The sequence below is a fragment of the Pelosinus fermentans JBW45 genome, assembly GCF_000271665.2.
GTDB classification, from domain to species: domain Bacteria; phylum Bacillota; class Negativicutes; order DSM-13327; family DSM-13327; genus Pelosinus; species Pelosinus baikalensis.
Genome location: NZ_CP010978.1, coordinates 2,279,473 through 2,292,312, shown reverse-complemented (window position 1 = coordinate 2,292,312; position 12,840 = coordinate 2,279,473). Strand labels below are relative to the sequence as shown.

Here is a 12,840-nt window from a genome sequence, read left to right as displayed (position 1 = left end):
TCTACAACTTAGGACAAGCGTTTTTTTAATTTATAAACATATGCTAAAACTTCTGCAACAGCTTGATATAATTCTGGTGGCACAGGATAACCAATATCTACTGCCGCATATAAAGCCCTTGCTAAAACTTTATTCTCAACAATTACTACTTTATTTTCTTTGGCAATCGCTTTAATTCTTTGAGCAATTAGATCTTGACCTTTTGCTACGATAACGGGAGCCGCCATAGATTTTTCATATTTTAAGGCAACAGCAAAGTGAGTAGGATTTGTTACAATGACATCTGCTTTTGGAACTTCCTGCATCATGCGCTGCATCGACATTGCTCGCTGTCGCTGTTTTATTTTCCCTTTAATCAGCGGGTCACCTTCTGACTGCTTAAATTCTTGTTTAATATCATCTTTACTCATCTTTAAGCTTTCCTTGTGTTCCCACCATTGATAAAAATAATCAAATGCAGCCAAGACAAGCATTACTGCACTAATTTGAAATACCAGATTTAAAATTAAGGATGCCGCTAAATGTAACGAATCAATGAGCTCAGCACTGATTAAGCTAGGAATCTGCTCAATTTGTTTTCTCATAAATCGATAAATAAAGTAGCCGATAATGATTATTTTAAATAAAGATTTTACGAGTTCCACTAATGAGCGTTTTGAGAATAAACGTCCAAATCCCGAAATAGGGTTAAGTTTACTCAATTTAGGCATAAGAGGCTCAAAAGAAAAAAGAAAGCCAACTTGAATAAAATTAATCGTCAATGACACAATCAAGATCACACACATAACTGGCAATGCTGTCTTTAAAAAGACAATGGCAAAACCAAGGAATATTTCCCGAATGGAATTAATCGTCATATCGGCCATTGCAACATTAGAAAAACTAAGTTGCATGTATCTCGTGAGCTCATCATAAATATAAGAACCAATTAGCTTTAATGTAAAAAATGCTGCTAAAATAATAAATACCGAGTTAACTTCCGTACTTTTAGCAACTTGTCCTTTTTGCCTAGCTTCTCCCTTTCGCTTAGACGTAGCCTCTTCGGTTTTTTCTCCGGCAAACAGCTGTAAATCGAAGGATACATTCTTAGAAAATGGTTGTAATTGTATCTTGCTAGAACATGGAAAGAAGTCGGAAAATATCTTTATACATCCCATTAAACGCCATCTCCAAAAAAAATATATAAAAAGGTAATGCTAAAGATAGAACAAATAAACCAACAAGAATTTTTCCTGGCACACCAACCACAAATATGTTCATTTGCGGCATCGTACGGGCCAAAATACCAAGAGCTACATCCGTTATTACCAGCGAAATAAGTATAGGCAAACTAATTTTCATGGCAATAATAAAAGTGCCTCCCACCATATCAACTACAAAATTTGTTAGAGCCGCTTTAACTACCACACCAGTGACTGGCATTAACTTAAAACTGACAAACAAAGCAGATAGTAACACATGATGTCCATTCGTTGCTAGGAAAATAATCAATGCCAGCATATGCTTGAAGTTACCAACTAAAGGTACTTGACCGCCAGATTGGGGATCAATAATATTAATAACCCCAAATCCAATCTGCATATCCAGTAATTGTCCTGCCATTTGTATAGCAGAAAAAACCAATGAACTTAAAAAGCCTATGGTTAATCCGATAAGAAGCTCTCCTATTACAATAAAAATGTAAGGAAGGAAATCATTAGGTATTGCAGCACTATCATTAAATACGATGGGAAATAATATATATGTGAGGATTAATGACAATCCAGCTTTAATACTGACTGGAATGTTTCGGCTGCCAAAAATAGGAGTCATCATGAAGATGCCAGTTATACGAACAAAAATTAACAAGAAAAAAGCTACTTGATTTTGCAGAAGTGCAAAAAGATCCACAAATAATTACCCCTTACGTTAACGTACCAAGTTTGGTAGGTTGATAAAAATCTCGCGAGTATAATCAACCATCAAACTTAACATCCACGGGCCAAAGACCAATATCGCGACAAAAATTGCTATAATTTTAGGAATAAATACTAAGGTTTGCTCTTGAATCTGAGTAGTCGCTTGAAAAATACTTACTAAAATCCCCACTAACAAACCTAATCCTAACATAGGAGCAGCAATCAGCATTACCATGGTTAATGCCTCGCGGCCAATTTGTATTGCTAAATCACCTGACATATTTCCTCCTTTAGTGGAAACTATTAATTAATGAGAGAATAATCAAGTGCCAACCATCCACTAAGATAAATAATAATAACTTAAATGGCAGAGAGATCATGACTGGAGGCAGCATCATCATCCCCATGGACATCAATGTGCTTGCAACCACCATGTCAATAACAATGAAAGGAATATAAATCAAAAATCCTATTTGAAATGCCGTCTTTAGCTCACTAATTATGAACGATGGTATTAACGTCGTTGTCGGAACATCTTCTGGTGAATTAGGTCGAACACCTTCTGATAAATTTACAAACAACGCCAAATCATTTTCCCGTGTTTGCTTAAACATAAACTCACGCATTGGTTTTAAAACTTCCGTCATTGCAGCTTCTTGAGTAATGCTGCCAGCTAAATATGGCTGCAGCCCATTTTGATTTGACTGTTCAAGATAGGGAGACATTGTAAAAAAAGTTAAAAATAATGCCATACCAACCAGAACTTGATTTGGCGGCATTTGCTGTGTCGCAAGAGCACTACGCAGAAAAGATAAGACAACAATGATGCGTGTAAATGAAGTCATCATAATCAAAATCGACGGCGCTAACGTTAATACCGTCATCGTGAGTAAAATCTGCAAACTAAGTGCAACATCCTTAGGCTCAGTAGCGGCCCCTACTTCAACATTAATATTAGGAAGAGGAACTAAAGGTGCGGCATTTGCCAATGCTGGTATAACAAATAAACTAATGAAAACAGTAACAACAATCATAGCATTTTGAATTTTAGCCACTTACCTCTTCCCACTTTCATGTTTTTGTTTACTCTGCAGATCACCAAAAGCAGTAGGAAAAGTTTGTGAAAATCGTTGCAGAGAAGCAAGCTGCTTTTGAAAAATAGTATCGAATTGATTTATGGGTACTGTTAATTGTTCTGCTTTCATTTTTTCAATTTCCTCAGGGTTTGTTATTTCCTGCAATACAGTAATCGCATGATCAGTAACGCCTAGTACCAAAAATTTTCCTGCAATCTCCACTGTATAAACAGCACGATTGGCACCAAATGATAATGTATTAATGATTCTACTACTGCCACTAGCAGATAAGCTTCCCAATTTTTTTCCTAAAAAACGGGAAGCAAAATATGCAAGACCAATAACAGCAGCAAAGGTTATTAGTAAAGAAAGAACATAGGAAACCGTAGAAAGCCAAGACGTTGAAGTCACAGGCTTAGGCTCTTGGTATTGTAAATAATCGCCATTGGATTCTGCCGCATAAACTTGTCCATAAAAAAAGATTCCAATGCAAAATAGCAGTAAGAAAAGCCTCCAGAAAACTCGGTATTTGTTCTTATTCATTATTAACCAACCGCTTTGCGAACAGCTTCCAATACTCGATCTGGCTGAAAAGGCTTAACAATAAAATCGCGAGCACCTGCCTGAATCGCTTCAACAACCATTGCTTGTTGCCCCATCGCACTACACATAATGACTTTTGCGTTAGGATCAATTTTTTTAATTTCTTTCACTGCAGTTATACCATCCATTTCTGGCATAGTAATATCCATAGTCGTAAGATCTGGCTTTAGTTCTTGGTACTTTTCTAATGCCTTTACTCCATTTTCCGCCTCACCTACGATCTCATATCCATTTTTACTCAAAATATCTTTAACCATCATACGCATAAATGCAGCATCATCAACAATTAACACTCTAGTCGCCATTATTTTATCTCCTCCTGATTACTCTATTATCATTATCAACAATCATAACTATTGTAAATTATAGGTCCGCTCTAGTGGACTTATAATATCAGTAATTCTTACCCCAAAATTTTCATCTATTACTACAACTTCACCCTTGGCAATAAGTTTCCCATTCACTAGTATATCTACAGGCTCACCAGCTAGTTTATCCAGCTCCATTACTGAACCAGGTGCTAATTCTAGAATATCACGAATTAATTTACGAGTTCTGCCAAGTTCTACCGTCACTTGTAATGGCACATCCATAATACGTTCAATATTGGTATCAGTGACCGGCATCGTCCCCTGTACTAGAGGAGCAAATTGTACAGGTTGTACATTAACAGGCTGTATATGCTGTTTTGCGACTGAAGCCGCTGCCACTTGCTGCTGGGCTTTTGCAGTCTGGGCTTGAGATGACGATGCATCTGCAGTCTTGGGAGCTTCTGCAACTGGTGCAGCTGCTGGTGGTTGTACGGCATTCATAAGGCTGTCCACCATTTCTTTTGCTACATCAATCGGTAAAATTTGCATAATTTCACTATCAATTAAATCTTCCACTTCCATACGAAAAGCGACACGAACAATGTTGTCATCGGTGCCAACAGCATTTGTAATGCTAGAAGCAACTGCAAAATCAATCAAATTTACATTCGGCGGAGCAATGTCTATTTTTTTCCGGAACACAGTTGACATAGATGTCGCTACTCCACCCATCATCTGATTCATAGCCTCACTTACGGCACTCATGTATAATTCATTTAATTCGGTAGGTGGATTGAGTCCATCCCCCCCCATCATTAAATCTGCAATAATTAATGCGTCCTGTTCTCGAATCGCTAAAACATTAGTCCCTACGATGCCATGTGTATATCCAACTTCAATAACCAAATACGGCAAAGGATATTGCCCCTTGATCTCCTCTAAATTAGAAACAGACACACGCGGTGTAGTAATAGATACCCGGCGTCCAAGCAATACAGACAATGTAGTTGCCGCACTTCCCATAGAAATATTACCAATTTCACCAAGGGCATCTTGCTCCATTGCGGATAACTCAGGTGTTGAAGAGGATGAAGTAGCTTCTCCCCTTAGTAAGGCATCAATCTCGTCTTGGGATAGAAAGCCTTCAGTCATAATTTTCATCTCCTTCTGAAATTACTTGTGTTATTTGTAATGCAACCTTATGTCCTGAGAGTCCTGGTTTCCCTCTAAACTTTTCGCGTTGACCTACAATTACATTCAGATCGTTTTCTATTTTACTCTCTAACTGCAATACATCATTCACCACTAAACCTAATAATTCCTGCACAGTAACTGTCGTTCTTCCTAATTCTACATATAGAGGAATAAAAGCTTTTTCTAACTTACGCTGTATTGCATTAATATGCTCAGGCAATGCTTGTTTAGCAACGGAAGAAGCAACCCAATAGGTAGTAGTCAATTTCGACATGATGGGCTCAAGCACTAAATATGGAATACAAATATTAACTAGTCCTTCTACTTGGCCAATCTTCACATGTAATGTAATAATAACGACCATATCATTAGGCGGAACAATTTGAGTAAATTGAGGATTGGATTCTATAATTTCTAACTTAGGCTCAATCGCAACCACTTGCTTCCAAGCGTCTGAAAAACATTCTAGCGTTTTGTTTATCACTCTTTTAACAATCGCTTCTTCAATGTCAGTTAATGATCGTGTTTTAGCAGGAGGTAAGCCGGGACCGCCAAACAAGCGATCAATAATCGAAAAAATCACATTCGGGTTTAGCTCCAAAATCGCATTCCCTTTAAGAGGGCGCATTTGAAAAACACCAATAACACTTGGATTGGGCAATGAACGAATAAATTCTTCATACGTTAATTGATCAACAGAAGCTACATCAATATGTACAAGCGTCCGAAGATGTGCGGAAAGGTAAGTGTTCATAAGACGAGCAAAATTTTCATGCAGCATATATAAGGTACGAATTTGATCCTTAGAAAATTTATCTGGGCGCTTAAAATCATAGACTTTTATTTTTCTTTGTTTCTGCTCATCTTTTATTTCTTCGGCTGATACTACGCCTGTAGATAATGCAGATAACAGATCATCAATTTCAGATTGGGATAACACATCTGAACCTGCCAATACGTTCTCTCCTTTCCACCACTCTATTACATATTATAATACGGTATACATTCTAAATCTACTGCAAAACAAAATTGGTTATATATACGTCATACACTCGATCATCACCAAAAGATTTATTAATTTCATTTTTCAAAAGTTCTTTTAACTGTTCTTGCTTGAGAGGATCAAAATCTTCGATTTTTAAAGATCGTAATACATAAACAGCTGTATCTGCAAGTTTTATTTCTTCTGGTGAAGGCATTTTTCCAGTGGCAGCTACAGTAGTAGCCTTTTTGTCAGGTCTTAACTCTACAATAAGTCCAATTTTCAAGTAACGTCCACTACTTGCACCGCCAATATTAATCAACAGCCCATCTTTTGCATCACCCAATTTTACAAAAACACCTGATTCTCGTTGAGAACTTTTCTTGTCCACCGCTTTATCAGCAACAATTTTAGTCGCAATAAAGTAGGAAATCCCCCCAGCCAATAATAAACCAAATACAATCATCCCTACCATAAGCATCATTGGAAATTTCTTTTGACCATCAGCCACTGTTACACCCCCATTTTAGACTACACATATCTGTTAAACGCTAATACACTTAGTACAGCTTTTTACTACTCATCTTTCAACTTATTAAAATGACAATAAAACTTTTATTTATCATATAATTTTCATTCTTGATAAACAGACAGTATTTTTAGCAATAAGATATATCTATCTAAACTTACCAAAAATAGCTCGACGATAGTCCATTACTTTACGCACTACTTCATCCATGGTTTCTTCGACAATCAGCTTTCTACCACTCGTAAGGGTAATCACTGTATCAGGAGTTTCTTCAATCGTTTCAATCAATTCCGCATTTAATACAAATTCCTCTTGGGATTTAAGACGCGCTACTTTTATCATAAAAAAGCCTCCATACATTCACATTTTATAGAAGGGGGGATTTTCGCCCCCCTTACCTATTTATTAACGTTTAAGGTTTACAAGTTCTTCCAACATATTATCATCAGTCGTAATAATTTTAGAATTAGCCTGGAATGCACGCTGCGCAACGATCATGTTTGTAAATTGCTGCGCCAAATCCACATTGGACATTTCCAAGCTGCCAGGGGTAAATTTACCACGTCCCCCAGTACCTGCCTTACCAATCTGAGCCTCTCCTGAATTGGTAGTTTTTGTATATAAATTACCTCCCGCAGAAAGCAAACCATCAGGATTATTAAATACAGCCAAAGCGACCTGTCCAATGGCCTGTGTTTTCCCATTGGTAAAACTACCAATAATCTCACCAGTAGTTGAAATGGTCTTTCCATTTAGGGTACCAGCGGCATAACCATCGGTATCGCTAATTTTCGCAGTAGAATCACTGCCATTTTGAGTCAGCGGACTCGTCGTTGAACCGCTAGGCTGCACTGTGAAAGCACCTGCTCCTGCATATGGTCCGCCCGCTGGATTAATTGTTAAAGCATTAAATACAGTACTGGTATCAAACGTACCATCTGAATTAAATTTAATTGTCGATGATCCTCCGGTAACATTAGCGACTACAGTTTTTCCATCAGTACCACCAATGATTTTTGACGCTGGTGTAAATGTCCAGGTATTATCTGCAGTTTTCGTAATTGTACCTGTTAATGTATATTTATTTCCTTGCGTATCAAATACATCAAGAGAAACTGGTTGAACCGAATCGTTGCTAGATGCAGCTGTGGCTGAGGCTACAGTTGCGCTTGTAGTTGTGGATAAGGTAGTAGCTTGTGCAGTAGCCGCTGCTGCCGCTGCTGGATCTGCTGCAATTGCACTGGCTGCTGTTTGCGCCGCAGTAGCAGCAGCATTAGCCGCAGCTAAGGCTGCTGCTGCTGTACCAGTACCATCAACTAAATTTTGTGCTGCTGTTGCTGCTGTCACAGCAGCTGTTTGTGCAGCAACCGCTGCTGTGTGTGCGGCTGTACTTGCTGCTGGAACTGCCGCTACTAATGCATTAGCCGCTGTGACAGCAGCATCAGCATCACTCTTCACTTGATCTACATCTAATGCAGTAGCACCCCCATTTAAATTACCAGTAAGGGTAATTGTAGTAGATACTTTAGCAGGCATTGTTGAACCTACTGGTATTTGCAACGCTGATATTGGCTGGGTAGTATCAATAACACCAGAAGCATTAGCTGACCAACCTAATACACTATATCCTGCACTATTAAGGAAATTTCCTTGCTCATCCGTCGTAAAATCACCGCTTCGCGTATACATTTGATTCGTAGGGGTACCTACAACAAAGAACCCATCACCTGAAATTGCCAGGTTTGTTGATATACCTGTTGGCTGTGTGCTGCCGTCAGTAAAGTTGGTACTAATACTGGCAACACCAACACCCAGACCTACCTGCATGGGATTTGTCCCTCCCTGAGTACCTGAAGGACTGGAGGCTCCCTGAAGTGTTTGACTCAGCATATCTTGAAATGTAACATTAGACGATTTGTAGCCAGTTGTATTTACATTTGCAATATTATTACCAATAACATCCATATAGGTTTGATTCCCTTTTAAACCAGAAACTGCAGCGTACAAGGAACGCATCATAATAAATCAACCTCACTTTTTTATATTTGTGACTGTATCAATCACTCAACAGTCAAAGGCTCTCCATCAGAGGTCCAGCCTTACACAATTACCGCACTATCAATATTCGTAAATACATTATCTTTGCTATTTGCACCATCCATAATCGTAATCACTGTTTTATTTTTCACACTCACCACTAAGGCTAGATTACTATTACTCATGAATACCAAAGATTCATTCGCACCTTTTTGCGAAGCTTTTTCCACAGCTTCATTTAATTTAAGTAACTCCGTCTGCCCCAGTTTAATATTCCTACTTTGCAGCCGTTGCAGAGCATGCTGAGAAAATTTTACACCTGTTAACTCTTGGGATAAAATTTGATCAAAAGGTGCAACATTTTGTTTCCCTTGATTATTTTTTGCATTATTGATTAACTTTCCAGCAATCGGGCTTACAGGAGTCATAGACTGTTGCAGGCGATATATACTATTGTCAGTCATATCTCTAACCTCCTGTTGACTTAACTATTTTGTAGTCTCAGTTACTTTACTCAAATCAACTGTTGTTGGAACAATCAGCCTAGTAATTTGCTTTGATGCAAAGGTACTTGTTACTATTTTTCCATTTGAATCCTTTAGCACTGCTCCACTTGAATCCGTTTCTACTGCTGTAACCTGCACGGTTCCATTACTATCAACCGTTGCGCTCTGAATTACTCCTGAATGTGAAACCTTGCTGCTATCAGTCCAACTAACTGCGCAATTAACTAATTCGCCTGTTGTGGCAGGAAGATAGGCTGGATATTGTACAGCATCTACTCCAACAACCAAACTAGTCACTCCAGAAGCGGTGCTTGTTCCTCCCACTACCCCTGTAATCGAATTGCCGCTGTCATTTGAAAAATTGATTGTACTGCCGATCAGATTGCTGGCTTGCATCTTAGCCATTGTAGCATTTAAATTTTGCATTTGCTCTAAGCTGGAGAATTGTGCCATTTGGGCAACAAATGCTGTATTATCCATAGGATCCAGTGGGTTTTGATACTGAAGTTGCGTAATAAGTAATTTCAAAAAATCATCTTTTCCTAAAGAACTATTTGAAGTCTTCGCTGTTGCACTGGTAGATGTATTAGTAGATGTACTTGTATTGGTTGTATTATTAACTACATTGGACATAATATCATCTCCTTTTTTATATCCGGTAATCTACACCAGATCCTTCTGAGCTAGATTCCACTACACTAGTAGAATCATCTAAGGCATCAAGAAAATCTTCTTCAATCTTTTTATTTTGCACTTTTACTTCCGGTTTTTGTCGGCTTTCATGCTGTCCATTAGAAAAGAAGTCTCCTAAACCCGCATATACATCCACATTTTCAATTTTTAAACCTTGATTCGATAACTCTTGTTTTAGTTGCGGAAGGGATGCTTCAATAATATTACGTACTTCACTATTATTCGAATGGAAGCTCGCACTAACCACACCACTTTCCACGGTTACTTTAAGAGTCAGTTCTCCCAAATGTTCTGGTTTTAGCTGAATAATCATTTCTGTATTCTTTTGTCCAGAAATTAAGCGAGCCTGATCAACAATCTGCGAGGCAACATGGTATGAATCTTTTACTGGTTGCTGCGTTACTTGTTTTCCGACGGAAACAACAACTTGATTTTCATTTTTCATTACCTGCTGATTTAAGGCACCCGCAAAAGTATCTGAGGTATTCGTGGTTTGATTGGGAAGTAGACTCTCTACACTTAATTGTTCTTTAGCACCTAATAACATGGTACCACTCTCACTCACATTCTCCACCGCACTAACAACATTGGTTAATAAGGGAGATGTTGCGACCGGTTTTGCATCAACCGAATCAATCAACTGAGTAATATCTAGCGTCGCTACTCCTGCCTGAGTTTGTGTTGTCTTTTTATTATCAGCTTGTGGCATATTATTAGTTTTTCCTACTCCGTTACTGTTAACAAGGGCAAAGGAAGGTACTGTTTCTAATAAAGCATTATTAGTTGTCACACTTGCTTTGCTTAAAGAAGGATCACTAACTTGTGCTTGTTCTGTCAACTGCTTATTTTGCAATAATTCTTGTAACTGCATTGTAAATTGATTAGCATTAGTATTGCCCGCTGCCACATTTACATCTGTCCCTTTTGTCAATAAGGCTGCCAATTGTTTTTGAGAAGTATTCATACCAGTAGCTACATCCAATCGAACATTAGTCTTCCCTACTGATTCAGTTAGTTGATTAGTATTGGTGGTAGTAACCAATTGCCCTTCAGCATCATCTGTGGGCAGCTCTGCGATAAGGTTCTCATTACTTTGAATTGGCGCTGCATTAACCTGTGCATTCAGCCCCATCATTCCTGAAATTAATTGAGCTGCAGCAGAATCAGTCTTAGTACTTGCGTCTTCTTTTTCGCTTTTATCTGATTGGTTGTTTAATACCTTACCAAAATCCACTCCAGACTTATTGCTGGAAGAATTATTTTTTTTGCTCGTAGATGCTTGTGAGGACGTGTTTGGTTTAACCTCTATGGGAGTTACATTTGCCATTATAGCCATTTTTTTCACCTCCTTTCATTACTATATATGTTAAAAATTAATTCAAGTTCCCACCTCTGAGCATGGTTTGGGTAAGAACAGCAGCACGTTCCGGACTAAATAAAGGTAAAATTTTTGAAACTTGTTCATCTTCCATTTTATTTAAAATCGCCAGTACTGAACGATCATCTAACTGATTCAAAATAACAACGGCCTCGTCAGGCTTCATCCCACCATATAATCTTGCCAATTTAGAAATGCGTTTTGCCTCTTCTTGCTGTTTTAGCTTAGCTTGCTTTTGCAGTTCAGAGTCATCCACAATTGCTGGCAAGGCAGGAGAGATGTTGGGGACTACTGCTGGCGGTACTACTTTTGCCTCAAGAGGAGTTTCCTCTTGGTTTTGTTCATCTAACTCAACAGTCTCAAAATTAGTTTTAGGCTGAGGAAAGTACTGTCCAACCACCGGATATTCATTTAATTTCCATTTTTCAGTTATGCCTTTCATATCAATTACATTCAAATAAACTCCCAGGGCAAAACCAACAGCAGCTATGAGTAACAGTATTATGATCGCTATTAGTACTTTAACTATTGTTCCTAGCTTTTTTTTAGGTTTATCAGGCGTGCTCATATTTATTTTTATTTGAGAATCAGGCGTCACTTTTTTTGCCATATTGTTACCTACCTTTGAAGACTGTTTCACCCATGTGATTCATACTATTTCACTAATGACATTACTTTAGCTACATATTCTTTTGTTTCTGTATAAGGAGGAATACCATTATATTTTGTTACGGCCTGGGGTCCTGCATTATAAGCAGCTACTGCCTTCGTTATATCACCATCAAAAGAGGTAATTAATTGCTTCAGATAACGAACGCCACCGTCAATATTGTCACGTGGATCTTTACTATTACGAACACCCAATCCTTGCGCAGTTTCAGGCATTAATTGCATTACACCTACCGCACCAGCCGACGAAACAACATCCGGCGATAAATTAGACTCTACTTTTGCAACAGCCATAACCAGCTTAGAATCGACTCCATATTTTTTAGCTGTATAATCAATGATTTTACTAATATCATCTGAAGCAAAGTTCTTTTCATTTATAGAGTCCTTTGCTTGAACTCCTGCCAATACCGCAGAAAAATCATGCCCATTCGCAGAAGAATGATTAAATCGTTGTTCAATGGTATTGATCCGTTGTAAAACTCTGCTTATACTCTCCATTTGATCACCCTACTTTTCTCTTACATAAAGTTGTAATCCTATTTCATCTAATATTTTTTGCTCTTCTTTTAGTAATTCTGCTTGATAATCTTGTATTTTTTTCTCGCGAAATTTTTCTACAACTTTATGACCTTTTACGGCTTCTTCAAGGTTCTTTAAACATTCTTGTCTATATTCATCAGCACGTTTAACAGACTCATTTTGCTGTTGAATTTCTTTTTTCATTTTATCAAAATAATGATGAAATGACTTAAAAGTTTCAATCGATAATAAATTCTGCTGAAAATTGCGCAATAAATTCATATTTTGCAGTACATTTTCTTCTAATTTTGCCAGTTCTTCTTTTTCGATTCGAAATTGATTTGTCGCTTGCCAAAATGAAATTTGTGCCTGTTCTTCTTGCATTTTGCGAAATTTGAGTAAGGCTTCTAATCGAAATTTAAATGATTTCATCCTATTTCAC

Annotated in this window: 17 protein-coding genes; all 17 read right to left on the bottom strand. The window is 37.9% G+C overall.

Annotated features, from left to right (window positions below):
- Window positions 1-8: 8 nt before the first annotated feature.
- Window positions 9-1,157: a flagellar biosynthesis protein FlhB gene (gene flhB, locus JBW_RS09885; RefSeq protein ID WP_007953602.1), complete on the bottom strand. Its 1,149-nt coding sequence runs from the start codon at window positions 1,155-1,157 to the stop codon at window positions 9-11.
- Window positions 1,114-1,890 carry a flagellar biosynthetic protein FliR gene (gene fliR / locus JBW_RS09880; RefSeq protein ID WP_007953607.1) on the bottom strand — a complete coding sequence of 259 codons (777 nt, stop codon included), beginning with the start codon at window positions 1,888-1,890 and terminating at the stop codon, window positions 1,114-1,116. Before fliR ends, flhB begins: the two co-directional genes overlap by 44 nt.
- 18 nt (window positions 1,891-1,908) lie before the next feature.
- A complete protein-coding gene (gene fliQ, locus JBW_RS09875; protein ID WP_007953609.1) occupies window positions 1,909-2,178 on the bottom strand; it encodes a flagellar biosynthesis protein FliQ in 270 nt (89 codons plus the stop codon).
- Between the two features lie 10 nt (window positions 2,179-2,188).
- On the bottom strand, window positions 2,189-2,953 hold the full coding sequence (gene fliP / locus JBW_RS09870) for a flagellar type III secretion system pore protein FliP (protein WP_007953611.1): 765 nt from the start codon (window positions 2,951-2,953) through the stop codon (window positions 2,189-2,191).
- Window positions 2,954-3,517, bottom strand: a complete 564-nt coding sequence (locus tag JBW_RS09865; protein ID WP_007953613.1) for a FliO/MopB family protein — start codon at window positions 3,515-3,517, stop codon at window positions 2,954-2,956. It lies immediately after the preceding gene.
- A gap of 2 nt (window positions 3,518-3,519) precedes the next feature.
- On the bottom strand, window positions 3,520-3,882 hold the full coding sequence (locus tag JBW_RS09860; protein ID WP_007934847.1) for a response regulator: 363 nt from the start codon (window positions 3,880-3,882) through the stop codon (window positions 3,520-3,522).
- 48 nt (window positions 3,883-3,930) lie between these two features.
- Window positions 3,931-5,040, bottom strand: a complete 1,110-nt coding sequence (gene fliY, locus JBW_RS09855; protein ID WP_007953615.1) for a flagellar motor switch phosphatase FliY — start codon at window positions 5,038-5,040, stop codon at window positions 3,931-3,933.
- A complete protein-coding gene (gene fliM / locus JBW_RS09850) occupies window positions 5,033-6,037 on the bottom strand; it encodes a flagellar motor switch protein FliM (RefSeq protein ID WP_007934851.1) in 1,005 nt (334 codons plus the stop codon). The genes fliY and fliM overlap by 8 nt, the downstream gene beginning before the upstream one ends.
- Window positions 6,038-6,095: 58 nt before the next feature.
- A complete protein-coding gene (locus JBW_RS09845) occupies window positions 6,096-6,575 on the bottom strand; it encodes a flagellar basal body-associated FliL family protein (protein WP_007953625.1) in 480 nt (159 codons plus the stop codon).
- A 165-nt stretch (window positions 6,576-6,740) separates the two neighbouring features.
- Window positions 6,741-6,935, bottom strand: coding sequence for a flagellar FlbD family protein (locus JBW_RS09840; protein ID WP_007934855.1), 195 nt, complete (start codon window positions 6,933-6,935; stop codon window positions 6,741-6,743).
- 63 nt (window positions 6,936-6,998) lie between these two features.
- Window positions 6,999-8,612 (bottom strand): flagellar hook protein FlgE, encoded by a 1,614-nt coding sequence (locus tag JBW_RS09835; RefSeq protein WP_007953627.1) that lies wholly within the window; start codon window positions 8,610-8,612, stop codon window positions 6,999-7,001.
- 80 nt (window positions 8,613-8,692) lie between these two features.
- On the bottom strand, window positions 8,693-9,094 hold the full coding sequence (locus JBW_RS09830) for a TIGR02530 family flagellar biosynthesis protein (RefSeq protein ID WP_007953629.1): 402 nt from the start codon (window positions 9,092-9,094) through the stop codon (window positions 8,693-8,695).
- A gap of 24 nt (window positions 9,095-9,118) precedes the next feature.
- Window positions 9,119-9,769 (bottom strand): flagellar hook capping FlgD N-terminal domain-containing protein, encoded by a 651-nt coding sequence (locus JBW_RS09825; RefSeq protein WP_007953631.1) that lies wholly within the window; start codon window positions 9,767-9,769, stop codon window positions 9,119-9,121.
- 16 nt (window positions 9,770-9,785) lie between these two features.
- On the bottom strand, window positions 9,786-11,165 hold the full coding sequence (locus tag JBW_RS09820) for a flagellar hook-length control protein FliK (RefSeq protein WP_007953632.1): 1,380 nt from the start codon (window positions 11,163-11,165) through the stop codon (window positions 9,786-9,788).
- A 37-nt stretch (window positions 11,166-11,202) separates the two neighbouring features.
- Entirely contained in the window at window positions 11,203-11,817 is a 615-nt protein-coding gene (locus tag JBW_RS09815) for a MotE family protein (protein WP_007953633.1), read from the bottom strand.
- A 44-nt stretch (window positions 11,818-11,861) separates the two neighbouring features.
- A complete protein-coding gene (locus JBW_RS09810) occupies window positions 11,862-12,377 on the bottom strand; it encodes a lytic transglycosylase domain-containing protein (protein ID WP_007953634.1) in 516 nt (171 codons plus the stop codon).
- A gap of 9 nt (window positions 12,378-12,386) precedes the next feature.
- Window positions 12,387-12,830 carry a flagellar export protein FliJ gene (gene fliJ / locus JBW_RS09805; RefSeq protein WP_007953635.1) on the bottom strand — a complete coding sequence of 148 codons (444 nt, stop codon included), beginning with the start codon at window positions 12,828-12,830 and terminating at the stop codon, window positions 12,387-12,389.
- Window positions 12,831-12,840: the final 10 nt, after the last annotated feature.